Here is a 23,875-nt window from a genome sequence, read left to right as displayed (position 1 = left end):
TTCGATTGTCGCAGGGAAAGCTGCGGATGTTCAGCCGTGGATAAAGGCGAGCACGTCGGCGTTGAAACGATCAGCCTCAGTCTCTGCCAGTCCGTGGGAGCCGCCCGAATAGATCTTCAGCGTGGCATCGGCCACGAGGTCCGCAGCCCGATGGGCAGATGCATCGATCGGAACGATCTGGTCGTCATCGCCATGGATGATCAGCGTCGGGCGGTCAATACTCTTCAGATCACGGGTGTAATCGACCTCAGAGAACTCCCGGATGCAATCGTACTGGCCCTTGACGCCGCCTTGCAGTCCTATGCGGCGGAAGTTTTCCCGCATGCCGTCATTGGTCGCGACACCTTCCCGGTTAAAGCCGTAGAAAGGCACCGTCAGATCGAAGAAAAACTGCGAACGGTTCTTCGCGGTGTTTTCGCGGATACTGTCGAATACCTCCATCGGCGTACCGTTCGGGTTGTCAACGGTCTTCAGCATCACCGGCGGCACCGCACCCACCAGAACCACCTTGGCAACACGAGCCGTGCCATGACGGCCGACATAATGCGAGACCTCGCCGCCACCGGTCGAATGGCCAACCAAGATCAGGTCCGACAGGTCGAGTGCATTGATCAGTTCGGCGAGATCGTCGGCATACTGGTCCATGTTGTTGCCGTCAAATGTCTGATCCGAGCGGCCATGGCTGCGGCGATCGTGGGCGATGACGCGGAAGCCGTTCTGGCTGAAGAACAGCATCTGCTGGTCCCATGCATCGGATGACAGCGGCCACCCGTGGGCAAAGAGGATCGGCTGCCCTGCGCCCCAGTCCTTATAAAAGAGGCGGGTACCGTCAGTGGTGGTGAAACGCGACATGCTGTTCTCCTGTCATTTAAATAGATAGTGCACAATTGCTTTGTGTACGATCTATATGCTCACCAACATACGCCCTGTCAAGCGCTTGCAATTAAATCGCGCACAAATTATTTAGAGCGAAAGGAGCCCGTTATGACAACCGTCCCATCTAACACCGAAACCAGCCTGACCGACGTGAGCGGCATGCTGTGCTTTTCTCTCTATTCAGCCGGCCACGCATTCACACAGCTCTACAGGCCGCTGCTCCACAAAGTCGGTCTGACTTATCCGCAGTATCTGGTCATGGTGACACTCTGGCATCGCGACGGCCAGACCGTAAGGGAGCTGGGGAAGACACTGTTCCTCGATTCAAGCACCCTGACACCGCTCCTCAAGCGGCTGGAGGCGGCCGGGCTGATCACCAGGACCCGGAACCGCAGTGACGAACGGGAGGTGCTCATTCACCTGACAGAGAAAGGCGGCGCGCTCAGAGCCCATGCCGCCGATATCATGCGCTGTATCGAAGAAGCCGTCGGAGTGGATGCCGAGGCATTGCGAGCGATCAAGCAATCACTCGACACCATACGGGACAAAATCAAGACGTAGCGCCGCAACGCACCTTGGCTCCTCGATCCGGCAAAGCTCCTTTCACCAGCGAAAGAGTTGACTCACATGAACGCCGGCTGCGCGGGCAATCTCAAAGGTTTCCGAGTCTGGCTCAAAGCAGGCAGCGACAACGCTCTTATCTTAGCCGGACCACTGCCGACGTGATCACCTCAATTGGATGCTTCGCCAGGACTGGCAGGTAGCAGCCCGGCGTCGCGAGGCAGACTTCACCGTGGGCTCACCTTTTAGCAAACAGTTAGACGTGACGATGACCTGAACGATTTGAACTCACTCAGTGATTGTAACGAGCGCCCGTTATCGATGGATGCCAGGTCGAGGATAATCGCATTGGCAATCGTCATAGGCACCACAAGAGACTGCGATTCACCTGGATCACCTCGTGAGACCAGAATTTGATGGTGGGGTGCCGGATCGATCCGTGTGCCCCCGACATCCGTCACAGCCAGTGTTTTTGCCCCTCGCCGTCCTGCAATCTCGCGTACTTCCTGGAGAAGTGGCGGCGCCCTGCGGAAGGCCAGAAACAAAACGACATCTTCGGCGGTCAGTGTTGCCAGCACTTCCACAAGCTGGTGCATCTGACTAGCAAGATCAATCGCTTCGTAGCCGGAGCGGCTGAGGCGAAGCGCGATAAGGGATGACAGCGCCGCAAAATGCCCGCGTCCGAAGATGAAAATTCGACGGCTGTCGCGTAGGCTGGTCGAAAACGCACGAATATCGGCATCGGAGACACTGTTGCGGGCCTGCTGAAGAGCAGCGATCTCGCTGTCCAGGACCGACGCCAACAGGCCGTTGTCTTCGGCCCGCATCAGCCGGGCAGCCATCCGCGCTGCAGGATTCTCAAAATCTCCGCCCCCTTCCCTCAGGTTGGATTGCAGAAACACCCGAAACTCCGGATAGCCTTTGAAGCCAAGGCGGCGCGCGAGCCTCACCGCAGAGGCCGGATGCACGCCTGCCCGTGAAGAAACATCCTTGCCGTTCTCCATCGCCGCGCGGATTGGATCCTTTATCAGAACATCGAGGAGGCGCGTGTCGGCATCAGTCAGCCGCGTCGAATGACGGCTTATCAAATCGCTTAAAGCCAGCGGTGCATCTTGCTTGTCCATGTGTTTTCTAAATTCCCTTTCACGCTTGGTTTGCAGGCGAAAGATCAACACGTTCACCACTTCGGCTATCGAAAAACAGCGCGCGGTCAAGGTTGAAAGCAATCCAGAATTGTCCCTTATCCTTCGGCATATCCTGACGCGGAGCCGAAACCGTCAGACGCCCAGCCGGGGTTTCACAATGAAGAAGCACATCTGCACCGGTCATTTCGCACAAAAGCAGGCGCGCCATGAGCGCTGTCCCATGCGGTTTTTCGGCGTGTACGGAGAGAATTTCAGGGCGCAGGCCCGCTGTCAGACCCTGCAGTCCGATCCAGCCCGGAAGCAGGTCGGCCGGCACGAAATTCATTGGCGGGCTGCCGAGAAAACTTGCCACGAAACGATTGGCCGGGCGATCATAGATCACATCGGGCCGATCGAACTGCAGAAGATGGCCATCCTTCATGACCGCGATACGATCGGCCAGAGATAGAGCTTCAGTTTGATCGTGGGTGACATAGACCATGGTAGCGCCAAGCTGCCGGTGAAGTTCCTTGATCTCGGTGCGCATGGTTATCCGGAGAGCGTTGTCGAGATTCGAAAGCGGCTCGTCCATCAGAAAGATTGAGGCATTGCGGGCCATCGCCCGACCCATTGCAACACGTTGGCGCTGACCACCGGACAAAGCTGCTGGCTTACGATCGAGATAGGCTTCGAGTTGCAGTGTTTTTGCGACACATTGAGCGCGCTCGTTGCGCTCCGACTTTTTCATGCCGCGCAATTCCAGACCAAATGCGATGTTCTCGCGAACGGTCATATGCGGATAGAGCGCATAATTCTGAAAGATCATGGCGATGTCGCGATGCTGCGGCGCGAGATCATTCGCAAGGCGTCCACCAATCTCGATGGTGCCGTCCTCGCAGCGATCAAGGCCAGCGATCAAGCGCAAAAGTGTGGACTTTCCGCAGCCGGACGGGCCGACGATCACTACGAACTCACCTTGCTGAATATCAAATGACACGCCGTGGAGCACCTGAGGACCGTTGACATAGGTCTTGCGAATGTCGCGCAGAGAAATCCCGCTCATACGGAGGCCTCCATTCGATGTTCTGTGCGGAGAGCGATCGCGAGCGTCGGGCGGTCGGTCGTGAAGACCTTCACGCCGAGGTCCAGCGCTTTGGTTATCTGCGAGGGCGTGTGAGCAGCCCAGCAACCGAAATCGAGGCCGGCGGCCTGTACTTGCGCCATCAAGCCCGCATCGGCGGTATCGATGTGTACACCGATCTCATGAATGCTGTGGGCAATTGCCGTCTCGATAACGGCTCCTGGTCCCAATTGCTGCAAGACCGATGGACTGACCAGCCAGAGCCGGGGACGTGTCGTCGCCTTCCAGAGTTCATCCATGGATGCTAGAAGAAAAGACGAAAACGTTGTCCGCTCCAGCATGGAATGGCGCTCCAGCCCCGCGATGACAAGAGCAACAAAACCTTCATACGGAAGACCATCGACACCGGGTTTTATCTCGCAGCGGAAATTGACGTGGCTGTCCACATAAAGCGCGCACAATTCCTCGAGCGTCATCGGATGACTGCCTGCGCCGTAGCGGATGGTCGCCGTTTTCACCTTGGCGAGCGTCATATCCACAATTGCGCCGGTCATATCCGTGGTGGCATCGAGCGTCGGATCATGATGGACAACGATGGCGCCGTCAGCCGTGGGGTGAAGATCGAATTCGACTTCTTCCAGCGCCATGGCGGCGGTGGCGGTAAAACCATGGGGTGTGCTGTCGCCGAATTCCAGCGTACCGCCGCGGTGGGATGCAATGCGTGTCATATCTGAATGTCCTGGATTATTTGACCGCGCCCATGGTGATGCCGCGCACGAGATGGCGCTCCACCAGAAGGAAGCCGAGGAGAACGGGAAGAATGGTGATCGTAGATGCGGCCATGACCAGCGGCCAGTCAATCAGGCCTTCACCGGGGTTGATGCGGTAAAGGCGGGCAAGGCCGATCTGCAGCGTGTACATATCTTGCTTGCCGACGGCGACGAGCGGCCAGATGTAATTATTCCATTCCGTCATGAAGATGTAGAGAGCCATGGATGCAATGGCCGGGCGTGACAGAGGCACGATGATGCGCCACAGCACCTGCAGCGACGTTGCGCCATCCATGTATGCCGCCTCGTCCAGCGCCTTCGGGATGCCCCGGATGTACTGGCGCAGGAAGAAGGCGGCGAATCCGTTCGATATCGCTGGCAAGATCAGTCCGGCATAGCTGTCCAGCAGCCCGACCTTCGCCAGCGTCAGATAATTCGGAATGAGGCTGATATGGCTCGGGATCATCAGCGTTGCGACGGTTGCTGCAAACAGGAAATCACCGCCCTTGAACGAATACCGTGCGAAGGCGTAGGCCGCCATGGTCGCGAAGGTAATACCGAGCAGCGTCACCATCGCCGAGACGATCAGACTGTTCAGCAGGTAACGGGCGAAGTTGTACTGCCCTACTGCGCGCGCATAGTTATCTAAGGTGAACCCGAGCTCGCCAGCGTAGTAGGCATCCACCGTTTGGAACGACATCCAGATGGAATAGAGCACGGGAGACAGAAACAGCAGGCCGGCGACCAGCGCCAGGCCGGCAAGAAGTGGGTTCTCAGGCTTCATAGTGCACCTTCCGGCCGATGATGCGAGATTTCAGTATCGCGAGCCCGACCAGCAGGATGAACAGCAACACCGCCAGTGCCGACCCACGGCCAATATCGAAAAGCACGAACCCGATCTCATAGAGGAGGCTGACGAGCATGTCGGTTGCGCCTGCCGGACCGCCTTTCGTCATCACGTTGACGATCGTGAATACCTGGAAGGCCTCGATGACCGATATCACCAGCAAAAAATACGTGGTTGGCATGACCAAAGGCATGGTAATTCGACGGAATACATGCAGACGCTTGCCGCCATCGACAGCTGCTGCGTCATACAACTCGCGCGGAATTGCCTGCAGGCCCGCGATGTAGATGACGATGTCGTAGCCGATCTGCTTCCATGTGTTGACGAAGATCAGTACCCAGAGCGCCAGATGAGGGTTCTGCAGCCACTGAACCTTGCCCAGACCAAAGGTGCCGAGCAATGCGTTGGCCATGCCATAATCCGTGGAGAAAACCCAGGAGAACACTACGGCGATGGAGACAGTGGACGTTACCGAGGGAAGAAACAGGGCGCCGCGCAGCAGACGTACATGCACGGACTCGCGCACGAGATAGGCGGCGATTACCAGTGCGAGGCCGAGCCGCAGCGGCACGGATAGTACTGCAAACAGGGTCGTCACCCAAAGGGAGTTCCACAGATCACGGGAGGCTAGCAACTGCTCGTAATTTCGAAACCCCACAAAGGGCATGTTCGGGGAAAGGAAATTCCATTCGCGGAAACTGAGATTTAGGCTTGCGAGAATGGGAATGTAGGTGAACAGCGCGATGAAGATCATCAGCGGCGCCACGAAGAGATAAGGTGTGAGCTTGCGAAGCATGTAATGACCGCACCGACAGACGCTTGAGGCGTCCGCCGGTACCCTTTTCACGAGAGGATCAGTTGCTGACGCGCTTTTCTTCGGCGCGCGTCTGCGCAGCAAAGTCCTTCATTGTCGCATCAACATCACGCTGACCGAGCGCCATGGCTTCCCACATCTTGTATTCGGTGGTGCGCATCCAGGTGACCACGGTCGTCCGAGCACGACCGTGCGCGACGGGCAGAGATTCGATCGCTACATCGATGCCAGGCTGCGTTGCCAGGGCTTCCTTGGAGACCGGAAGGTCCGCGCTCTTCTTGTTGATCGGCAGGTAGCCTGTTCCCGCAAACCAGGTTGCGTTTGCTTCAGGCGATGCTGCATAGCTTATAAACTTGTAAGCAGCATCCTGCACATCCTTCTCCGAAGTGGACATGATGCCAATTCCAGCACCGCCGATCGGAACGGAGCATGTTTTATTGCATGGCATCGGCCGAACAACCAGATCGCCTCCCAGGGCCTTTTTCGAACCGACGTAATTGCCCGTCGAGTTCATCATGATCCCGACCTTCCTGGCGAGAAAGGCGTCGCGACCATTGTCTTCCTCGGTGACGCCGTCCGGCGATGCGACCTTGCTGTCCTTCACAAGCGACGCCATCCACTGATAAGCTTCGATTGTGTTCGGCTTATCCAGAACGATTTCACCGGTCTTTGGATCGATCATTTCGCTATCATTCGCCATGACCAGACCCCAGCGCGCGAACTGCCCCGGCGCTGCGATACCGGAGATACCTTGGGAGCCAAGCTTCTCTGTGATCGTCTTGGCTGCTGTGGAGATATCCTCGAACGTCTTCAGGGGAGTATCAGCCGGGAGACCCGCGCGGGCGAAGATGTCCTTGTTGAAATACAGAACTGGGGTCGAGGAGTTGAACGGCACAACGTAATTCTTGCCGTTGATTACCCCGACTTCGCGGGCGTAATCGTAGAGATCGTCCTTTAGTGGGTCGGCATCGAAATATGGGGTAAGATCGGTCAGGAGATTGTTGTTAGCAAACAGCCCATAGCGCGTGACTTCAAGGATGACTGCATCTGGTGCACGGCGTGCAGGAATGGCGGCCTGCAGCTTGGCGATGATGTCGTTGTAGCTGCCGATATACTCGGCTTCGATATCGGTATCGGGATTGGCGGCTTCAAAACCTGCGATGATCTTGTCAAGCGCCTCGCCGTTCGATTTGTTGAAGCTGTGCCAGAACCTCACGGTTGTGGCAGCATCAGCCGAAGAGACCCCCGCGGCGAGTGAAAGGACGCTGGCTGCGAGGGCAAGCTGCAATTTCTGTAACATCCGTATCTCCTGTGCAAAAAGAATTGCAATGACGGCTGTCTAGCAATTGCAGGAGACACTTTCTTGAAGGTCTTGCGACGTTTTGATGACAGGTTCGATCAGCGCTCGTGTCTGGCACCGGCGAGAACCGAGTGTCCATGCTTCACCTTGAACGGATACGAACCGTCGGCCCTGCAATTAGGCCAGACCTAACGCACTAAAATTCCTTATTGAGGGACGACGGTTCGTTTTGCCGGGCTTCCGGGGCCACCAGGGGAGTAGCTGCTAGTAGCCAATGAGCGGAGATTGGAACAGCGTTAGAGACAGCGAGATCGATGACAGCCGTGCCCAACGGTGCGCTTGCGCGACCATCCTTCTCAGCCCTTCGAAACCCTCATCGCCCCGACATCTCCGAAAATGCGTTGAACGGCCGCGATTTGATCCGCAGCGATGTCGACCGAAACCTCGACGTCACCATCGAGGGCGCCGTCATGGCGAGTACCATCGGCGTGCGAGGCGTCTCCGCCGGATGCGCGGGAACCGGATGTGTTTTCGTCGGTGGCCGACTGTATAAAAATGTCGGGCCGCGACACGCCCTGCTTTTGAACGAGATGCTCGACCGCGAGGTCGGCGGCCTCACGCGTTGAGAAACTCGCGCGGATGGTAACGGTGCTGTCGTCTGCCATGATAATCTCCTTTGGCTTTGATGAAAGTGAAACTCTCAGGGTGCGCCGTTGTTGCGAAGTTTTCTGTCTTCTCCCCGGCGAGCGGCCCGCCGGACTGGTCGAAGCTCTTCTAAAGTCGGCTGCCACCACTCGGCGCCTTCCGCGTGTGCTACCTTTGCAGGCCTTGTGCGTACGAGTTCGTCCAACCTCGGCTTGCGCCACAGCCCCCAGACGTGATCTTCTGTGACACCCGGATAGAATTCTGCCATCGCCTCTGGGTCGACGAGTTCCCCAGTGATCTCCGTGAAGATCACAAGGCCATATTGAATGCCGACGACACGGTCCAAAGGAGGAAGGTCGTCGCTTGCGAGAGGGTATCGCCGCCTTTTCCGCTCAGCCGAGCGTCGTTTCGACTTCGCCTCCTCCTCGGAGCCTTTTCGGGCTTCAGCTCGACGCCGCCGTTCCTCAGGCTCATTTCTTCTCGCCGCCTCCTCGATTGCCGGCCAGTGGCTGCGGAGCTCTTGATATGAACGGTAAGGGACGTGCCAGATCTTCTGATCGCCGTCCCACCGCGAATACGGGATCTCGCGCGGTTCGTCGACGACCGTGCGCGAATAAGGCGTCCTGATCAGAAAGCCCGCTTTTCCGAGTGCAAGATAGCAGCTCTCGATCGGGTCGAATTCGAATGCATCCCTGCCCTTTGCGTCGGCGAACGCATCGGCCTCTGCTTCGAGTTCGGCAAGCCACCGCACAACACGTCGTGCGGCAGTCTTGCCTGGCACGAACCAAGCCTTCCGGGTGTCGCTCCATCGCGCTCTGGGGAAACGCGTCCTAAATTGCTCGACAGTCATGCGGTCGAACGGAAAGGACACCGTCTCTCCTGCTGCGGCTTCGACATTCTCCGTTGATTGCTCGTCGCTCATGCTGTGGAAACGGCTATGTTGACCTACAGTTTCAATCTTCCGCGAAAAGGCTGGGCCGCTTGCGGTGTTGGTTGGAACTAAATCACGGCTGGACTCTTCTCAGTGTCGAGGTTCCAGGCCGTGTCAACCGGACGTGGCAGGGATGACGAACGCGATGGTTTTTCCGGTTTCTCATCGCGGCCAACGAAACGGCAGTCGAGCGTCCAACCTGTCCGGCCGGGCCTCATCCCGCCCTCATCGGAGGCGGGAGGCGGATTTGTACCGGGGACTGCCATGGCCAGCGACAAGCTCTCGACCTACAAGCAGAAACGCGATTTTCAAAAAACGCAGGAGCCTAGCGGCGCAGCGAAGCTGAAGGCGTCGAACCGGAGGCGCTTTGTTATCCAGAAGCACGATGCGACCCGACTGCATTACGACCTGCGCCTCGAACTCGACGGCGTGTTCAAATCCTGGGCTGTAACCAAGGGGCCCTCTCTCGATCCGCACGACAAGCGCCTGGCTGTCGAGGTCGAAGACCATCCGTTGGACTATGGCGACTTCGAAGGCACGATCCCCAAGGGGCAGTATGGCGGCGGCACGGTCATGCTGTGGGATCGCGGGTACTGGGAGCCGGAAGGCAACAAGACGCCCGAACAGGCGCTCGCCAAAGGGGATTTCAAGTTCACGCTGGAGGGAGAGCGGCTGCATGGCAGCTTCGTTCTGGTGCGGATGCGCAATGACCGCGACGGGGGTAAGCGGACGAATTGGCTGCTGATCAAACATCGCGACGACTTCTCTGTTGAAGAAAAGGGCGCCGCTGTCCTCGACGAAAACGACACGTCGGTGGCCTCGGGCCGAACTATGGAGGCGATCGCCGCTGGCAAGGGCAGGAAGCCAAAACCGTTCATGGTGCAGAGCGGCGACGTCCAGGCGGATGCCGTTTGGGACAGCAATCATGGACTAGCGGCGGAGGAACGTGCCTCGGACACGAAAGCAAAGCGAAAGCCAGCATTGAAAAAACCAGCGAAGTCGACAATGCCGGAGTTCATACCGCCGCAGCTTTGCGAAACGCTCGATCGCCCGCCTTCAGCCAAGGGCTGGATCCACGAGATCAAGTTCGACGGCTACCGCATCCAGACCCGCATCGAAAACGGTGAGGTGACGCTTAAAACCCGCAAGGGCCTGGACTGGACGGCCAAGTATCCGGCGATTGCGACATCGGCCGCAAACTTACCTGATGCCATTATCGACGGGGAGATTTGCGCGCTCGATGAAAACGGTGCGCCGGACTTCGCAGCACTTCAGGCCGCACTGTCGGAAGGCAAGACCGACGAACTGGTCTATTTCGCCTTCGATCTGCTGTTCGAGGAGAACGAGGATCTACGACAACTGCCGTTGACCGAACGCAAGGAACGCCTGCAGACACTGCTTGATGATGCCGGCGAGGACCCACGCCTGCGTTTCGTCGAACATTTCGAAACCGGTGGCGACGCCGTCCTGAAGTCGGCCTGCAAGCTCTCGCTGGAAGGCATTGTTTCGAAGCAGGCGGATGCACCCTATCAATCCGGCCGCACCGAGACCTGGGCCAAATCCAAATGCCGCGCCGGCCACGAAGTGGTCATCGGCGCCTATGCCAAGACCAACGGCAAGTTCCGCTCGCTGCTGGTGGGAGTCTTCAAGGGTGATCACTTCGTCTATGTCGGCCGCGTCGGAACTGGCTACGGGGCCAAAACGGTCGACACGATCTTGCCGAGGCTCCGGGAACTGGAAACCTCAAAGTCGCCCTTTACCGGGATTGGCGCCCCAAAGAAGGATCCCAACGTGGTCTGGGTCAAACCCGAACTGGTCGCGGAGATCCAGTTCGCCGGCTGGACTGCGGATGGCCTCGTCCGCCAGGCGGCGTTCAAGGGATTGCGCGAGGACAAGCCTGCACACGAAGTCGAGGCAGAAAAGCCGGCATCGCCGGCAAAGACTGATACCCCGACGCCGGCCAAGTCAAAGCCATCAAGGCCGGCACGCGGCAAAAACGCCAAGGCCGAGGTGATGGGCGTGATGATTTCCAGCCCGGACAAAGCGCTCTGGCCCGATGCCAATGACGGAGAGCCGGTGACCAAGGAAGATCTTGCGCGCTATCATGAGGCCGTCGGTCCATGGCTGATCGACCATATCAAGGGACGGCCATGCTCAATCATCCGGACGCCCGACGGCATCGGTGGAGAGGTGTTCTTCCAGAGACACGCGATGCCGGGAACGTCGAACCTGATCGAGCTGGTCAAGGTGTTCGGCGACAAGAAACCCTATCTGCAGATTGATCGCGTTGAGGGCCTTGCCGCCATTGCCCAGATCGGCGGCGTCGAACTGCACCCGTGGAATTGCGAGCCGGGTCAACCGGAGGTGCCGGGCCGTCTTGTCTTCGACCTTGATCCGGGTCCGGACGTCCCCTTCTCAACCGTGGTGGAAGCCGCTCGGGAGATGCGCGACCGGCTGGAGGAACTTGGCCTCGTCAGCTTCTGCAAAACCACCGGAGGCAAGGGCCTTCACGTCGTAACGCCGCTTGCGGTACCGAAGGGAAAGAAGCTGAGCTGGCCGGAGGCGAAAGGCTTCGCACACGATGTCTGCATGCAGATGGCACGCGAGACCCCGGAGCTTTATTTGATCAAGATGGCCAAGAACCAGCGCAACGGTCGGATCTTCCTCGACTACCTGCGCAATGACCGAATGGCGACTGCTGTTGCGCCGCTGTCACCGCGCGCGCGGGCAGGCGCACCAGTATCGATGCCACTGAGCTGGAAGCAGGTAAAAACGGATCTCGATCCGAAACGCTTCACCATTCGCACCGTACCGGCGCTGTTGTCGAAGACGACCGCCTGGCAGGATTACTGCGACGGGCAGCGTTCGCTGGAGCAGGCCATCAAACGATTGGCGAAGTCGATGAAACAGGCTGCCTAAGATCGCTGTCGTCAGAAGCCATAGCGCCGGTCAAGCTCTCGAAGGGCAGCCTGAAGCTCATCGATGGAAACCGGCTTCGGCGTTCCGGGAATATGGCGGAACGCCGGCGTCGAATCCAACGCATAGTAATCTGAAGCCCATGCCGCCAGTATGGTCCGTTTGTCGTCCACAGTGAGACCAGTCGCTTTCACCACGTCAAGCGGCCGCTCAATCTGCATGCCCTGTAGCAGGATCGTCGGACCCACCGCCGCGGCATTGCTCGCGGCCTGCTGCAAAATCTGGTCCATGTCGGCCTCCTAGCGAACGTGCGGATCTTTGTCGTGCCGGCGACTGGAAGCGGCGATGACATCAGTGTCCGGCGCCAGGAGATCGTGCTTTTCGGCGAAAGCTGCGAAGAGGCCGCGTGCTGTCTCCGCTTCAATCTCGCCGCGCAATGCCGCACGACAGGCTTTCAGCGCGATCGAATGTGCCGTATCGCGCAACGATGCTGGCCATTCGGCAAGATGCCGGTAGGCATCCATGACGCTTCGGACCTCAGCCGGGAAGCCAAGGCCGACAAGGATGGTAACAGGTCGTCTGAACAAGTCGGGTTTCATGATACTCTCCTTCCCAACCCGGAATGTCGACGGGCGCCGTCACGACGGCGCCCATTTTTTCCAACGTTCTGATTAAGCGGCCTTCTGCGCTTCGATCTGCGCAGGGGCGACCGGTTGCGCGAGGGCCGGGTTGGTCTGGATGTCGATCTTCTGCGGTTTCAAGGCCTCGGGAATCTCGCGAACGAGATCGATCGACAGGAGACCGTTCTTCAGATCGGCGCCATTCACCCTGACATGATCGGCAAGCTCGAACCGGTGTTCGAACGGGCGGCCGGCAATGCCGCGATGCAGATAACCTTCAGAGGCCGTCTCCTGCTCCTTGCCGGTTACGGTCAGCAGGTTGGACTGGAAGGTGATATCGAGATCGCCCTGCTCGAAACCCGCTACCGCGATCGCGATGCGATATCTGTCATCGCCGGTCTTGACGATGTCATAGGGCGGCCAGTCGCTGATCGAGCGGGCGCGCTGGGCGTTTTCGAGAAGATTGAAGACCCGATCGAACCCGACGCTCGAACGGAACAGAGGTGCATAGTCGTAAGATGTTGCCATAGCCATATCCTCCTTGAAGCAACATGGGTACGGAAGCGCCGAAAGGCGGCGCTCCCAGCAAGTCCAGCCCCGTCGTCAGCGGCTGGCGGCAATCGATTTGGTTTTTGAGAATTTCGGATTCAAGAGCGTCAGCGGAAAAAAAGGAAGTCGCAACGGCCGCCTACATCAACTCCATTCGAGCTCAAAGACTGCAGCATTGTCCTGAATCTCACGTAGCCCTTTGTAAGATGCATGCCTCAGATTGCCGTCGTCGGTCCAGCCACGGAATTCGATCTCGGCAATCAGCGTCGGCTGGGCGAAGACGTAGTTCTTACCCTTCAGCGGCACGACCGGTGTCCTGGTCTTCAACGTGTCGAGCGTCTTCTTCAGATAGGCTGCATCCTTTTCCTTGAACCCGGTTCCAACGGCCCCGACATAGACCCAGTCGTGGTCGCGGCGAGCCGCCAGCAGCAGGCTACCGACCCCGCCTCGCGCGGCGGCAGACTGCTCATAGCCGACGATCATGAAGCTCTCGCTCTGAATGCATTTGATCTTCAGCCAGTCGCCGGTGCGGCCGGGTCGGTACGGACTGTCCCGGTGTTTGGCTATGATGCCTTCCAACCCAAGCGAGCGGGCGTTTTCCAGGAGTTCGGCGCCCTCTCCTGCCACCTCCTCGGACAGCTGGATCGCTCCAACTGCACCATCCAACAAGTCTGTCAGGAGATGTCGGCGGACGGACAGCTCGGTCTTCGTCAGATCGTGCCCGTCAAAGTATAACAGGTCGAAGGCGAACAGAATGGATTCGCTCGATGCTCGTTTGCCGCCGCGTCCGCCGAGCGAGCGCTGCAGCGCTCCGAAGTCGGAGCGACCCTCGCTATTCAGCACAACAGCTTCGCCATCCAGAATAGCAGTTCCTATCCCCAGCCGTTTGGCTGCTGCCGCAATCGTGGGAAACCGATGTGTCCAGTCATGGCCGCCGCGGGTGATAATCCGCACACCTTTAGGCTCGATGTGCACCGCCAGCCGATATCCGTCCCACTTGATCTCATACGCCCAGTCAGGGCCGGTCGGTGGAACAGGTTTCAGCATGGCAAGGCATGGCTCGACCCGATCGGGCATCGGATCGAATGGAAGGTTCGGCTGCGCCGGGTCGCGCTTGCGAAGCGGCTGCGATTTGGTGGAAAGACTGTCGTCCTGTAGCAGCGGTTTGGCGCGTCGTCTCATTTGCTGGACCGGTTCTCGGCGGCGACCGATTTTTTCAGAGCATCCATGATGTTGATGACGTTGCTCGGCGTCGACTTTGCTGGCGCGGACGGTTTCGCCCTGGCCGACTTTTTCAGCGCCTTCTTCTTGGCGGCGATGATGTCGAGCAGCCGTTCCTGCACCGGGTCAATGACCATCTTCGCATCCCAATGCTTCGTCTGCTTCTTGATCAGTTGCTGCACTAAAGGCATCATTTCCCTGTCCGCCGTCTCCTCATCATCGATGCCTGCAAAGTAGGTATCCTCGTCGCGGACTTCATCCCCGTAGCGCAAGGTCCAAAGGACAATACCCTTGCCGCGTGGCTCGAGCATGACGGCGCGTTCGCGCCGAGAGATTACCAGCCGCGAAATGCCGACCATGTTCTGTGCTTCCATCGCGTCACGGATCACGGAGAAGGCCTCCTGTCCGACCGGATCGTTCGGCGAGAGATAATAGGGCGTGTCGAGCCAGATCCATTCCACACTGTCGCGCGGCGTGAAGGTTGAAATGTCGATCGTCTTGGTGCTGTCGAGCGCGACGTTCTCCAGCTCCTCGTCCTCCAGTATGATGTATTCGTTCTCGCCACGCTGGTAGCCTTTGACCTCATCTTCGTCTTTGACCTCTTTGCCGGTGACCGAATCGACATAGTGGCTGACCACGCGGTTCTGGGTCTCGCGGTTGAGCGTGTGGAAGCGCACCTTCTCGCTTTCGGAGGTCGCCGGCATCATCTGCACCGGGCAAGTGACGAGCGATAGCTTGAGATAGCCTTTCCAATAGGGACGAACAGCCATGATCTCCTCCGATCAACCGGCGCGGCGGGTCTGAGAGGCCGCAGACTTGGTTTTGGCAGCGGCGGCCTTGGCGACCTTCTGGCGCGACGTGCCCTTATTGACATTGGCAGCCGTTCGCTTCGACGCGGCCTTAGCAACGACACCAGCGCTCTCGCGCAGGGCCTGAAGAAGATCGCTCGGCTTCGACGCCGGCGGCGCCTTCTTCTTCGGAAGCGCCCTCCCCTCGATCTTTGCCTTCACCAGCTCCGCAACGGCAGCCTCGTAGCGATCGTCGAAGGCACTGGCATCGAAGCTGCCCTTCTTGGTGCCGATAATGTGCTCAGCGAGCTCGAGCATTTCGCCTTCGATCTTCAGATCGGGTAGTTCCTCGAACGCCTCCTGAGAGGAGCGCACCTCGTAATCGAAGTTCAGCGTTGTGGCGATCAGCCCTTTGCCATGCGGACGGATGAGGACGGTTCGAACGCGGCGAAAGAGAACCGTCCGGGCAATCGCGGCAACCTTGGCTTTCTTCATGCCGTCGCGCAAAAGCAAAAAAGCATCCGTGCCCATCTTGTCCGGCGCCAGATAGTACGGCTTGTCAAAATAGACGTCGTCGATCTCGTGGCAGGGGATGAAGGCGTCGATCTTGAGCGTCTTGTCGCTGTCAGGAACTGCGGCCGCGACCTCCTCGGGCTCAAGGATGATGTATTGGCCGTTTTCGACCTCGTATCCTTTGACCTGCTCGTCACGTTCGACCGGATCGCCGGTCTCGCTGTCAACGAACTCGCGCTTGACCCGGTTTCCGGTCTTGCGGTTCAGCGTGTTGAAAGCGATCCGTTCCGAAGATGACGCTGCGGTGTACAGCGCCACCGGACAAGCGACCTCTCCGTATTTGATGAAGCCTTTCCAATTCGCTCTCGGGGCAACCATGACGCAGAACTCCTGACACAACCAATGCGATTCAAGCGAATCAGCATGTAATTGTTCCGAGTCGAAACGAATCAATTTTCAAGGACTTAGCGCGATCAGGCCTACTCGTTTTGCGAGTCTGCGCTAGTCTCTTGATTCTCGTGCATCTTTTCCTGGTCACACGCGTTTGTTCGTGGAGCAACCCTGAAGGAGCACTGCCATGAGCAAACGCGAACTGATCGATACGGGAACTGACAAGCGTTATGTCCGCCGTGACAAGGAGGGGAAATTCAAGGAGAGTGTCGACGTCTCTCGCTCGCTGTCGGCCGATGCACGCCACGACGCGAAGCATGATGCGAAACCGGGTCAGGGCGACAAGGGCGATCGCAAGCACTGACGGCCACGGCGGTGAAGCTCGCTACCTACAACGTCAACGGCATCAACGGTCGGCTGGAGGTTTTGCTCCGCTGGCTCGCCGAGGCAAAGCCTGATGTCGTGTGCCTGCAGGAATTGAAGGCGCCAAACGACAAATTCCCGCGCCGCGAGATCGAGCGCGCGGGCTACGGTGCGATCTGGCGCGGCCAGAAATCCTGGAATGGCGTGGCAATCCTTGCCAGGGATCAGGAACCGCGTGAGACACGACGCGGCCTTCCCGGAGATCCTGACGACAGCCACAGCCGCTATATCGAGGCTGCCATTGATGGCATCGTCATTGGCTGCCTGTATCTTCCGAACGGCAATCCAGCACCTGGGCCGAAGTTTGATTATAAACTTCGCTGGTTCGAGCGCCTGTACTCCTATGCCGCGGAACTGTTCGAACTCGATGTTCCTGTGGCTCTGGTCGGCGATTTCAATGTGATGCCAACCGATCTCGACGTCTATAAACCGGAGCGCTGGCGGGATGACGCCCTGTTTCGGCCTGAGGTGCGCGCAGCTTATGCCGAACTCATTGCCATGGGCTGGACGGACGCCGTCAGGCTGCTGCATCCGGAAGAGCGGATCTATACGTTCTGGAAGTATTTCCGCAACGCCTTCGCACGCGATGCCGGGCTGCGCATCGACCATTTCCTGCTGAGCCCATCGCTGCGGGAACGACTGCAAACCTGCGGCGTAGACAAGTTCGCGCGGGCCTGGGAGCACACCAGCGATCATGCGCCCGTCTGGATTGAACTGGATGATGAATAGCGTATCTCAAGGACATGTTGGTGCGGTCGTTTCCAGGCCCACCACCCGTGGCGATGGCCGATAGAGAAACATAGGAGTGACGGTATGCAAGATTTCGACGCCGTGGAGTTCGCGGACCGTCTGGCGGCGATGACGGACGAGGAAGTGTTTGGGCTGATGGAGGAGCTTGAGGAAGCAAGCGAGAGCATTCGTCCTGAAGATCGCGATGACAGCGATGTGTTCGCCCAAATCGGCTTGGTGGAGACGGCGATCGAAGATCGGTTTCCGGGACAGCTTATGGCGCCATACAAGGATTGGCAGCAGCGCCGGGTCGGTGGCTGATCAGGAGGATTTTTGATGAGTGCGAGATCTGAAAATCAGGAACGGCTGTTTCAGCAGTTGGATGATGCCGTCGCTGAGATAATCGATCGTTTCGCAAATGAGGGACACGGAACAGCGCGTGTCGTAAAGACGCTGCAGGACGTTCTGGCAAAGCGACAGCTCGCCTATGATCGCGACCCTGATCCGGCGGATGAACCGATAGAAGAACCTGCCAACGAGTGGCCCGCAGCCGATAACCCGTCGAACAGAAATGGGGGGCGGTGACCATGAACAATGCGGCAGACCATCCCGCCGCCGTCGAGGCAATAGGCAATCTGACCCGGACGCAAGAAGAAGCGCTTCGAGCAATTGCTTTCTTCCGGCGACAGAGGAAAGTGGGCAGGGGTTGGCTGGTAGGTGACAAGCGGCTGTCGGAGAAGCTTGTCGAGCGGCTGGAAAAGATGGAACTGGTCGAGGAGAGCTCCATCCGCGGTGAACCGGTGCTACAGTTGACCACTGTCGGACAGGCGATCAAGGCGCAGCTGCTTCAATAATCTGTCTGCGCCGGCTTTGCATCCGTTGGAAAGACATCCACCTCACCACATGAAAGCCTAACCGGGCGACGCTACTGACCAATGTTTTGATATAAAAATTGGTCAGTAACGCGGGAGTTGCCATCGTGACCAATTTTTGTATATAATTTTTGGACACAATGTAGGACAACTATGCCGGATCCCACATCTGACACCTTGGAACGCATTCACCAAAGGATCGCCGACGCGGCGCCTTCGGGGGTTTGGTCGCGCTCCGACTTCTTGGATATCGCAACACCGAACGCCGTCGAAAAGGCGCTGCAGAGGCTGACCAATCGCGGCGACATCCGCCGCCCTCATCGTGGTCTTTACGACAAGCCAGCTGTCAGCCAACTGACAGGCAAGATGGTGTTTCCGCCACGGGCCTCATTCATCGATGCAATCGCGCGACGTGACAAACTTCGTGTTTGCGTCGATGGCATGACGGCTGCCAATGATCTTGGCCTGACCACGGCCGTCCCCGCCAGGTCAACAATCTATGCGGACACATATCCCCGGACCATCGAGATCGAGGCCAATGCCGGCGATGCGGAGGCCACGAAGCCTGTAATCTACATCTTGGACTTCAAGCGCATTTCGGCAAAGACTGCTTTTTGGGCGGGCCGGCCGGCAATGCGAGTGATCCAAGCCCTCCACTGGTTTCGTGACGAGCGATCCAATCTGGAAACTGTTGTCGATGGTATCGTCCGCTACCTGGCACGCAGCCCCCACAGGCAGCCGATTGTAGAGGATCTGCGGGAAAACATCCACGCAATCCCGGCCTGGATGTACAAGGCGGTAGAGACCATAACTGCCGGTCCACCGCCTCAGGCGGATGGAGGTACTTCACAAGGCAACGAGGGAAAGGATGAACATGCGCCAGGGTTTCATTGATATCCTTCGCTCAAGCGCTGACGAGCGGAGAGCACTATTCTCCGCCGCTGCGTCCGACCTTGAGACGCGGGCCGAGAATATCGAGAAGGATCTGTACGTCTGCTGGGTGCTGGACTTCTTTTTCAACCGGCGCAAGGATGATGCGATAGGCCTTTACTTTAAGGGCGGCACCAGCCTCAGCAAGGCATATGGCCTGATAAAGCGTTTCTCCGAAGACATCGACATCGGCATCTACAAAGCAGATCTAAAAGTTCCGCTCGAGGCCGATATCGCAGCACTTCCCTCCGTCAATCAACAGCAAAAGGCTCTGGCTGAGCAGGTGGACGAGGCAGCGCGCCATTATATGTCCGGACCGCTCAAGCGTTTGCTAGATGAGGAAATCGCTGCGGTCGAGGGAGAGACCGGACAATCGGGGCATTTTTCGCTCGACTTCGGATACGATCTCTACCGAAAGAAGGAGGCGCTTGACGTACTTGTTCTGGGATACGAAAGCGTCTTTGACACGAGCGGCGGTTATGTCGAGGCCGCAGTGCGCATCGAAGGCGGGGCCCGCCCGGATCCGGTTCCGGCCGAGAAGCGAGAGATCATCCCATACGTCGCCTCGGAAATGCCAAAGGGCAGTGACCTGACTGTCCAGAATGTAACAACCGTTAAGCCAGAGCGCACCTTTTGGGAAAAAGTTTTGATCCTTCACGCTATGACCGAGATGACGGAAAAACGGAGCATGTCCGGTAACCCTTCGCTCAAAGTTCCAGACCTCAATCGATACTCGCGCCATTATTACGATGTTCATCAAATTTGGACCGATCCCAACTACGGCAAGACCACTGCATCGATGCTGGACCTTGCCGAGGCTTGCCGCTGGCATAAAGAGTTGATGTTTCGCGCGCCGGACCATCGATATGATCGAGCCGTCCCAGGAAGTTTTCGGCTGGTGCCCACGCCCGAGATGCGCAAAAAACTCGCATCCGACTACGAGAGAATGTCCGCCATGATATTTGGAACGCCGCCGGAATTTGGATCTGTCATGGCTAGCATTGAAGAGTTGGAATCCTTTCTCAACTCAATCGCAGACAAACCCCGGTTTAAAGGCAAATGCGAGAGCTAGCTGATCGTGTCGCCTTGAAGGGAGTTGAACCGTTGGCCCGTTTGTGTGTCAGCCGATCGTAGGTTTGTCGTTGAGATGCTCGAGGTCGCCCAACAGCAAAAGCATTTCGTTGAGTTTGGTTTTGACGTCTCCGAATTTTTTGACCTTCACGAGTTCACCGTGGCCGGCCAACATAAGAAAGGTTTCGAGAACCGTGTCTGAATGCCGGCACAGCAGGATTAGAAACTCGCCACTAGGCCCGTTAATCCCGTTGAACCAGTTTTTGACCGCGCGTTCATTTGCCAGGGTCAAGCCCGCAATCGTTTTCACGGCGCTCCTGCCCTCGCCGAAGTCGTTTCGCAGTGCCGTCGCTATGGCAGAAGCAAAGGCCGCAGCGCCTAAGCGCCCTCCGGTTGAAGAAGGAAATCCTTGTCCTTTTTTGGACTGAATATTTCGGCCCTTGTTCGTAGGCGACATTTCGTTTCCCCTCGAATTAATATCAGAACTCGGGAAATGCCTCAAAATAGCTGCGAAATAGATGACCGGAGCTGGCGATCAGACACACAAGACTGAAAATGTGCGTGCGGCACAGTATGTCCGCATGTCCACTGAGCATCAGAAGTATTCTACCGAAAACCAAGCCATCGAGATCGCTAAGTACGCGCGCGAAAACGACTACGTCATCGTCAAAACATACATGGATTCCGGAAAAAGTGGACTCAAACTTGACGGCCGGGATGCCCTGCAAAGTTTGATCGAGGACGTTAGCAACGGCCAGACAGATTTTTCGATCATACTTGTCTACGATGTTAGCCGTTGGGGTCGTTTTCAAAATGCCGACGAGTCCGCCTATTTGGAGTATCTGTGTACGCGAGCCGGCATTGCCGTTGAATATTGCGCTGAGCAATTCGCCAATGACGGCAGCCTGACGACGACAATCATCAAGAACATGAAGCGCGCGATGGCCGGCGAATATAGCCGAGATCTTTCCCGTAAGGTTTTTGAAGGTCAACGCCATCTCGTGGAGCTTGGCTATCGCCAAGGTGGGACGGCTGGCTTTGGACTACGGCGGCAACTTATCGACGAACGCGGTGAGCCGAAGGCTTTGCTTGCCCATGGCGAACGCAAGAGCATTCAAACCGACCGCGTCATTCTCGTGCCAGGCCCGGCAACGGAGGTGGCTGTGGTTGATAGGATCTATCGCCTGTTCGTGGAAAAAGGACAGAACGAATGCTCCATAGCCGGGATACTCAATTCTGAAAACTTATTTACCGACATGGGGAGACCTTGGACCCGAGGAACGGTGCATCAGGTCCTCACGAACGAAAAATACGTCGGTAACAATGTCTTCAACCGCATCTCGTTCAAGCTTAAGATGCGTCGTGTCCGAAACCCACCGGACGCGATAATACGAGCTAGCGGTGTTTTCCAACCGATCGTAAGCAAGGATCTATTCCAGAGAGCTGCGGCAATTATTGCCGAGCGGACAGTCCGTCTGCGAGATGATGAAATGCTAGCGCTATTGGCGCAATTGCTGCTGAAAAGCGGCAAGTTGAGTGCCATCATCATAGACGAGCAGGAGGGGATGCCCTCAAGTTCAATTTATGGTTCGCGGTTTGGTAGCTTGCTGCGGGCCTACAAGTTGATCGGGTACACGCCGGACCGGGACTACCGCTATGTAGAGATCAACCGACTGCTCCGTAGCCTCTTCCCCGATGTCCTGTCCGGAATTATTGCGGCCGTCGAACACGCCGGGGGTCGAATTATTCGAGATGCGGCAACCGACCTTCTGAAAGTCAATGGCGAATTCACCGTGTCGGTGGTCGTTTGCAGATGTATCGAGACACCGGCGGGAAACTTGCGTTGGAAGATACGGCTTGACAATGGCCTCCACCCAGACCTCTCGATTGCTGTCAGGATGGCTCCCGGTAACGAAAAGATCCTCGATTACTATCTCCTCCCCGCGATCGATTTTGCCTCTGCAAACCTCGCGGTGGCGGAGGACAATGCCATCGGCATCGATGCCTATCGCTGTGCAGATCTGTCTCGATTCATTCGGCTTACAGAACGTGTACCCATTAGGAGGGCGGCATGACTGACGGATTACCTGAAATCAAATCCATCCCGATCGACGCAATCAATGTCCTCAATCCACGGGTTCGTAATAAAAAGATTTTCAACGAACTCGTTACCAGCATTGCCCATTTAGGACTGAAGAGGCCAATCACGGTCAGCGTTCGGGATGACAATTCTGAATACGACTTGGTTTGTGGCCAAGGGAGATTAGAGGCGTTCGTTTCGCTGGGGCAGACACATATCCCCGCGATCCTCGTCCATGCCAGCGTTGAAGATTGCTTCGTCATGAGCCTGGTTGAAAACCTTGCCCGCCGTCAACATTCACCTTTGGAACTCGTTCGCGAGATCGCCGTGTTGCGCGACCGGGGATATTCGCTTACCGAGATTTCGACGAAGACCGACTTTTCCGAGGAGTATGTCTATGCCGTCTGCTACCTGCTAGATCACGGTGAGGAGCGGCTCCTGGCGGGGGTTGAGAAGGGGATTATTCCCGCAAGCATCGCGATGCAGATCTCACGTGCGAAAGACGCCGAGGTGCAGAAAGCGCTGGCTGAAGCCTATGAGCAAAAGTCCATTCCTGGCAACCAAGTGCTTGCGATACGCAAGATCGTCGAGCAGCGCAATTTATCCGGAAAAACCGTGAGTGGCGCAGCCTACAGGGGTGACAGTCCACGAAAGCAGGTGACCGCCGCAGCGCTTGTTCGAGCCTACCAAAAAGAGACCGAGCGCCAGAAGATGTTAATCAAGAAGGCAACACTTGCTCAGAGCCGTCTGCTGTTTCTGGTCAATGCCCTGCGCCGTCTTATAGATGATGAGCATTTTACGACGCTGCTTCGAGCTGAAGCCATCAAGGACATGCCAAAACCCTTGGCCGAGCGGCTTGGCAGCGGGAGGCTACAATGAGCGGGCCGGTTCGCATCTCGTTCGAACAGGCAATCGTCGAGTTACCCATGACCGCGATCCTGCCGCGAAAAATCATCACAGAGGCACAAAAGAAGACCGTAAAATACAAGCGAATCGCCAGTTCGATTTCGGAGGTCGGAATTGTCGAGCCCATCGTAATCTCTAGATTGGAGGAGAATGAGGATAAGTTCATGCTGCTGGATGGCCACATCCGGTTCACAATCGCGCTTGACCGAGGTGCCACTACCATCCGCTGCCTGATCGCGAACGACGATGAAGGCTTCACTTACAACAAACGTGTGAACCGACTGGCCACGGTCCAGGAACATTACATGCTGATAAAGGCGCTCAATAGCGGCGTCCCAGAGGAGAAACTGGCAAAAACCTTCGACCTGGATATTTCGATGATCAAACGCCGCCGGACGCTACTCGACGGCATATGCCCGGAGGTGATTGAACTTCTAAAGGACAAGTCGGTTAACCCGGTGACATTCGACGTGCTGAGAAAAATGAGGCCGATGCGACAGATCGAGTCCGCGGAATTGATGCTGACCGTGCACAATTGGACCTCCAGCTATGCAAAGGCGTTACTGGCAGCGACAAAACAGGAAGATCTTGCAAAACCAGATCGTCCGAAAAAGATCGGTGGCCTGACCAGAGAACAAATGGCACGTATGGAGCGAGAAATGGCTTCACTCCATCAGGACTTCAAGCAGATCGAGGAATCCTATGGCGATGATATTTTGCACTTGGTCGTGGCTTCGGGATACCTCAGCAAACTCGTCGGGAATTCGGAAATCGAACGCTTTCTCACTCAGCGCTACCCGGAGTTTCTGGACGAATTCCGGGCCATCATCGTCGCCTCATCCCTCGACCAGACTGGGTTGGCAGCCAACTGAATCAGCCTTCGATTCAACGTCGACGCCAAGCATTACACCTTGAGCG

28 protein-coding genes are annotated in these 23,875 nt (G+C 57.2%); 12 read left to right on the top strand and 16 right to left on the bottom strand.

Features of this window, described 5'->3' with window-relative positions:
* Positions 1-30 precede the first annotated feature (30 nt).
* Entirely contained in the window at positions 31-852 is an 822-nt protein-coding gene (locus ATU_RS24265) for an alpha/beta fold hydrolase (RefSeq protein ID WP_010974329.1), read from the bottom strand.
* 132 nt (positions 853-984) lie between these two features.
* Here ATU_RS24265 and ATU_RS24260 point away from each other — a divergent pair, with 132 nt between their 5' ends.
* Positions 985-1,437, top strand: coding sequence for a MarR family winged helix-turn-helix transcriptional regulator (locus tag ATU_RS24260; protein WP_010974328.1), 453 nt, complete (start codon positions 985-987; stop codon positions 1,435-1,437).
* A gap of 245 nt (positions 1,438-1,682) precedes the next feature.
* On the opposite strand, the gene ATU_RS24255 is transcribed toward ATU_RS24260, so the two are convergent.
* From ATU_RS24255 to ATU_RS24220, 8 genes are all read right to left on the bottom strand, one after another.
* Positions 1,683-2,609: a MurR/RpiR family transcriptional regulator gene (locus tag ATU_RS24255; RefSeq protein ID WP_236762350.1), complete on the bottom strand. Its 927-nt coding sequence runs from the start codon at positions 2,607-2,609 to the stop codon at positions 1,683-1,685.
* Entirely contained in the window at positions 2,581-3,624 is a 1,044-nt protein-coding gene (locus ATU_RS24250; protein ID WP_010974326.1) for an ABC transporter ATP-binding protein, read from the bottom strand. Before ATU_RS24250 ends, ATU_RS24255 begins: the two co-directional genes overlap by 29 nt.
* Positions 3,621-4,370 carry a glycerophosphodiester phosphodiesterase family protein gene (locus ATU_RS24245; protein ID WP_010974325.1) on the bottom strand — a complete coding sequence of 250 codons (750 nt, stop codon included), beginning with the start codon at positions 4,368-4,370 and terminating at the stop codon, positions 3,621-3,623. Before ATU_RS24245 ends, ATU_RS24250 begins: the two co-directional genes overlap by 4 nt.
* A gap of 16 nt (positions 4,371-4,386) precedes the next feature.
* Complete coding sequence (locus ATU_RS24240; protein WP_010974324.1) at positions 4,387-5,196, bottom strand: carbohydrate ABC transporter permease; 810 nt, start codon at positions 5,194-5,196, stop codon at positions 4,387-4,389.
* Entirely contained in the window at positions 5,186-6,055 is an 870-nt protein-coding gene (locus ATU_RS24235; protein WP_010974323.1) for a carbohydrate ABC transporter permease, read from the bottom strand. The genes ATU_RS24240 and ATU_RS24235 overlap by 11 nt, the downstream gene beginning before the upstream one ends.
* Before the next feature lie 58 nt (positions 6,056-6,113).
* Positions 6,114-7,373, bottom strand: a complete 1,260-nt coding sequence (locus tag ATU_RS24230) for an ABC transporter substrate-binding protein (protein WP_010974322.1) — start codon at positions 7,371-7,373, stop codon at positions 6,114-6,116.
* A 356-nt stretch (positions 7,374-7,729) separates the two neighbouring features.
* Entirely contained in the window at positions 7,730-8,038 is a 309-nt protein-coding gene (locus ATU_RS24225) for a hypothetical protein (RefSeq protein ID WP_010974321.1), read from the bottom strand.
* 35 nt (positions 8,039-8,073) lie between these two features.
* Positions 8,074-8,940 (bottom strand): hypothetical protein, encoded by an 867-nt coding sequence (locus tag ATU_RS24220; RefSeq protein ID WP_035257813.1) that lies wholly within the window; start codon positions 8,938-8,940, stop codon positions 8,074-8,076.
* 273 nt (positions 8,941-9,213) lie between these two features.
* Here ATU_RS24220 and ligD (ATU_RS24215) point away from each other — a divergent pair, with 273 nt between their 5' ends.
* Positions 9,214-11,868 carry a DNA ligase D gene (gene ligD / locus ATU_RS24215; RefSeq protein ID WP_010974319.1) on the top strand — a complete coding sequence of 885 codons (2,655 nt, stop codon included), beginning with the start codon at positions 9,214-9,216 and terminating at the stop codon, positions 11,866-11,868.
* Positions 11,869-11,879: 11 nt separating this feature from the next.
* On the opposite strand, the gene ATU_RS24210 is transcribed toward ligD (ATU_RS24215), so the two are convergent.
* The 6 genes from ATU_RS24210 to ku (ATU_RS24185) form a co-directional block, all read right to left on the bottom strand.
* On the bottom strand, positions 11,880-12,155 hold the full coding sequence (locus ATU_RS24210) for a hypothetical protein (RefSeq protein WP_010974318.1): 276 nt from the start codon (positions 12,153-12,155) through the stop codon (positions 11,880-11,882).
* A gap of 9 nt (positions 12,156-12,164) precedes the next feature.
* Complete coding sequence (locus tag ATU_RS24205) at positions 12,165-12,464, bottom strand: DUF982 domain-containing protein (protein WP_010974317.1); 300 nt, start codon at positions 12,462-12,464, stop codon at positions 12,165-12,167.
* A 72-nt stretch (positions 12,465-12,536) separates the two neighbouring features.
* Positions 12,537-13,013, bottom strand: a complete 477-nt coding sequence (locus ATU_RS24200) for an Hsp20 family protein (RefSeq protein ID WP_010974316.1) — start codon at positions 13,011-13,013, stop codon at positions 12,537-12,539.
* 165 nt (positions 13,014-13,178) lie between these two features.
* Positions 13,179-14,216, bottom strand: coding sequence for a non-homologous end-joining DNA ligase (gene ligD / locus ATU_RS24195; RefSeq protein WP_010974315.1), 1,038 nt, complete (start codon positions 14,214-14,216; stop codon positions 13,179-13,181).
* Positions 14,213-15,025: a non-homologous end joining protein Ku gene (ku, locus tag ATU_RS24190; protein WP_010974314.1), complete on the bottom strand. Its 813-nt coding sequence runs from the start codon at positions 15,023-15,025 to the stop codon at positions 14,213-14,215. The genes ligD (ATU_RS24195) and ku (ATU_RS24190) overlap by 4 nt, the downstream gene beginning before the upstream one ends.
* 12 nt (positions 15,026-15,037) lie before the next feature.
* Positions 15,038-15,934 carry a non-homologous end joining protein Ku gene (gene ku, locus ATU_RS24185; RefSeq protein ID WP_010974313.1) on the bottom strand — a complete coding sequence of 299 codons (897 nt, stop codon included), beginning with the start codon at positions 15,932-15,934 and terminating at the stop codon, positions 15,038-15,040.
* Between the two features lie 199 nt (positions 15,935-16,133).
* Here ku (ATU_RS24185) and ATU_RS26620 point away from each other — a divergent pair, with 199 nt between their 5' ends.
* The 7 genes from ATU_RS26620 to ATU_RS24155 all read left to right on the top strand — a co-directional run bounded on the left by ATU_RS26620 (position 16,134) and on the right by ATU_RS24155 (position 19,972).
* Positions 16,134-16,310, top strand: coding sequence for a hypothetical protein (locus tag ATU_RS26620; protein ID WP_010974312.1), 177 nt, complete (start codon positions 16,134-16,136; stop codon positions 16,308-16,310).
* Positions 16,311-16,321: 11 nt separating this feature from the next.
* On the top strand, positions 16,322-17,098 hold the full coding sequence (xth, locus tag ATU_RS24180; protein WP_010974311.1) for an exodeoxyribonuclease III: 777 nt from the start codon (positions 16,322-16,324) through the stop codon (positions 17,096-17,098).
* Positions 17,099-17,182: 84 nt separating this feature from the next.
* Positions 17,183-17,419 carry a hypothetical protein gene (locus ATU_RS24175; protein ID WP_010974310.1) on the top strand — a complete coding sequence of 79 codons (237 nt, stop codon included), beginning with the start codon at positions 17,183-17,185 and terminating at the stop codon, positions 17,417-17,419.
* Positions 17,420-17,434: 15 nt separating this feature from the next.
* Positions 17,435-17,683: a hypothetical protein gene (locus ATU_RS24170; protein ID WP_071241513.1), complete on the top strand. Its 249-nt coding sequence runs from the start codon at positions 17,435-17,437 to the stop codon at positions 17,681-17,683.
* 2 nt (positions 17,684-17,685) lie between these two features.
* A complete protein-coding gene (locus tag ATU_RS24165; RefSeq protein WP_035257815.1) occupies positions 17,686-17,952 on the top strand; it encodes a hypothetical protein in 267 nt (88 codons plus the stop codon).
* Positions 17,953-18,123: 171 nt separating this feature from the next.
* Positions 18,124-18,864, top strand: a complete 741-nt coding sequence (locus tag ATU_RS24160; protein WP_010974308.1) for a DUF6088 family protein — start codon at positions 18,124-18,126, stop codon at positions 18,862-18,864.
* A complete protein-coding gene (locus ATU_RS24155; protein ID WP_010974307.1) occupies positions 18,845-19,972 on the top strand; it encodes a nucleotidyl transferase AbiEii/AbiGii toxin family protein in 1,128 nt (375 codons plus the stop codon). The genes ATU_RS24160 and ATU_RS24155 overlap by 20 nt, the downstream gene beginning before the upstream one ends.
* Before the next feature lie 48 nt (positions 19,973-20,020).
* Here the strand turns inward: ATU_RS24155 and ATU_RS24150 are convergent, their stop codons facing one another.
* Positions 20,021-20,428: a hypothetical protein gene (locus ATU_RS24150; RefSeq protein WP_010974306.1), complete on the bottom strand. Its 408-nt coding sequence runs from the start codon at positions 20,426-20,428 to the stop codon at positions 20,021-20,023.
* A gap of 61 nt (positions 20,429-20,489) precedes the next feature.
* Here ATU_RS24150 and ATU_RS24145 point away from each other — a divergent pair, with 61 nt between their 5' ends.
* From ATU_RS24145 to ATU_RS24135, 3 genes are read left to right on the top strand one after another with little or no spacing between them, the layout of a single operon-like run.
* Positions 20,490-22,046 (top strand): recombinase family protein, encoded by a 1,557-nt coding sequence (locus ATU_RS24145; protein WP_051883819.1) that lies wholly within the window; start codon positions 20,490-20,492, stop codon positions 22,044-22,046.
* Entirely contained in the window at positions 22,043-22,930 is an 888-nt protein-coding gene (locus tag ATU_RS24140) for a plasmid partitioning protein RepB C-terminal domain-containing protein (RefSeq protein ID WP_010974304.1), read from the top strand. Before ATU_RS24145 ends, ATU_RS24140 begins: the two co-directional genes overlap by 4 nt.
* Entirely contained in the window at positions 22,927-23,829 is a 903-nt protein-coding gene (locus ATU_RS24135; RefSeq protein WP_010974303.1) for a plasmid partitioning protein RepB C-terminal domain-containing protein, read from the top strand. The genes ATU_RS24140 and ATU_RS24135 overlap by 4 nt, the downstream gene beginning before the upstream one ends.
* The last annotated feature ends 46 nt before the right edge of the window (positions 23,830-23,875 follow it).

This window comes from Agrobacterium fabrum str. C58, from assembly GCF_000092025.1.
Taxonomy (GTDB): domain Bacteria; phylum Pseudomonadota; class Alphaproteobacteria; order Rhizobiales; family Rhizobiaceae; genus Agrobacterium; species Agrobacterium fabrum.
The sequence above is the reverse complement of the archived record's forward strand: the minus strand, read 5'-3'. Positions and strand labels throughout refer to the sequence as shown.

Excerpts from the sequence above, each read along its gene's own strand:
- ATU_RS24265 (WP_010974329.1), bottom strand. The coding sequence starts at position 852 with ATGTCGCGTTTCACCACCACTGACGGTACCCGCCTCTTTTATAAGGAC.
- ATU_RS24260 (WP_010974328.1), top strand. The coding sequence starts at position 985 with ATGACAACCGTCCCATCTAACACCGAAACCAGCCTGACCGACGTGAGC.
- ATU_RS24250 (WP_010974326.1), bottom strand. The coding sequence starts at position 3,624 with ATGAGCGGGATTTCTCTGCGCGACATTCGCAAGACCTATGTCAACGGT.
- ATU_RS24245 (WP_010974325.1), bottom strand. The coding sequence starts at position 4,370 with ATGACACGCATTGCATCCCACCGCGGCGGTACGCTGGAATTCGGCGAC.
- ATU_RS24240 (WP_010974324.1), bottom strand. The coding sequence starts at position 5,196 with ATGAAGCCTGAGAACCCACTTCTTGCCGGCCTGGCGCTGGTCGCCGGC.
- ATU_RS24235 (WP_010974323.1), bottom strand. The coding sequence starts at position 6,055 with ATGCTTCGCAAGCTCACACCTTATCTCTTCGTGGCGCCGCTGATGATC.
- ATU_RS24230 (WP_010974322.1), bottom strand. The coding sequence starts at position 7,373 with ATGTTACAGAAATTGCAGCTTGCCCTCGCAGCCAGCGTCCTTTCACTC.
- ATU_RS24225 (WP_010974321.1), bottom strand. The coding sequence starts at position 8,038 with ATGGCAGACGACAGCACCGTTACCATCCGCGCGAGTTTCTCAACGCGT.
- ATU_RS24220 (WP_035257813.1), bottom strand. The coding sequence starts at position 8,940 with ATGAGCGACGAGCAATCAACGGAGAATGTCGAAGCCGCAGCAGGAGAG.
- ligD (WP_010974319.1), top strand. The coding sequence starts at position 9,214 with ATGGCCAGCGACAAGCTCTCGACCTACAAGCAGAAACGCGATTTTCAA.
- ATU_RS24210 (WP_010974318.1), bottom strand. The coding sequence starts at position 12,155 with ATGGACCAGATTTTGCAGCAGGCCGCGAGCAATGCCGCGGCGGTGGGT.
- ATU_RS24205 (WP_010974317.1), bottom strand. The coding sequence starts at position 12,464 with ATGAAACCCGACTTGTTCAGACGACCTGTTACCATCCTTGTCGGCCTT.
- ATU_RS24200 (WP_010974316.1), bottom strand. The coding sequence starts at position 13,013 with ATGGCAACATCTTACGACTATGCACCTCTGTTCCGTTCGAGCGTCGGG.
- ligD (WP_010974315.1), bottom strand. The coding sequence starts at position 14,216 with ATGAGACGACGCGCCAAACCGCTGCTACAGGACGACAGTCTTTCCACC.
- ku (WP_010974314.1), bottom strand. The coding sequence starts at position 15,025 with ATGGCTGTTCGTCCCTATTGGAAAGGCTATCTCAAGCTATCGCTCGTC.
- ku (WP_010974313.1), bottom strand. The coding sequence starts at position 15,934 with ATGGTTGCCCCGAGAGCGAATTGGAAAGGCTTCATCAAATACGGAGAG.
- ATU_RS26620 (WP_010974312.1), top strand. The coding sequence starts at position 16,134 with ATGAGCAAACGCGAACTGATCGATACGGGAACTGACAAGCGTTATGTC.
- ATU_RS24175 (WP_010974310.1), top strand. The coding sequence starts at position 17,183 with ATGCAAGATTTCGACGCCGTGGAGTTCGCGGACCGTCTGGCGGCGATG.
- ATU_RS24170 (WP_071241513.1), top strand. The coding sequence starts at position 17,435 with ATGAGTGCGAGATCTGAAAATCAGGAACGGCTGTTTCAGCAGTTGGAT.
- ATU_RS24165 (WP_035257815.1), top strand. The coding sequence starts at position 17,686 with ATGAACAATGCGGCAGACCATCCCGCCGCCGTCGAGGCAATAGGCAAT.
- ATU_RS24160 (WP_010974308.1), top strand. The coding sequence starts at position 18,124 with ATGCCGGATCCCACATCTGACACCTTGGAACGCATTCACCAAAGGATC.
- ATU_RS24155 (WP_010974307.1), top strand. The coding sequence starts at position 18,845 with ATGCGCCAGGGTTTCATTGATATCCTTCGCTCAAGCGCTGACGAGCGG.
- ATU_RS24150 (WP_010974306.1), bottom strand. The coding sequence starts at position 20,428 with ATGTCGCCTACGAACAAGGGCCGAAATATTCAGTCCAAAAAAGGACAA.
- ATU_RS24145 (WP_051883819.1), top strand. The coding sequence starts at position 20,490 with ATGACCGGAGCTGGCGATCAGACACACAAGACTGAAAATGTGCGTGCG.
- ATU_RS24140 (WP_010974304.1), top strand. The coding sequence starts at position 22,043 with ATGACTGACGGATTACCTGAAATCAAATCCATCCCGATCGACGCAATC.
- ATU_RS24135 (WP_010974303.1), top strand. The coding sequence starts at position 22,927 with ATGAGCGGGCCGGTTCGCATCTCGTTCGAACAGGCAATCGTCGAGTTA.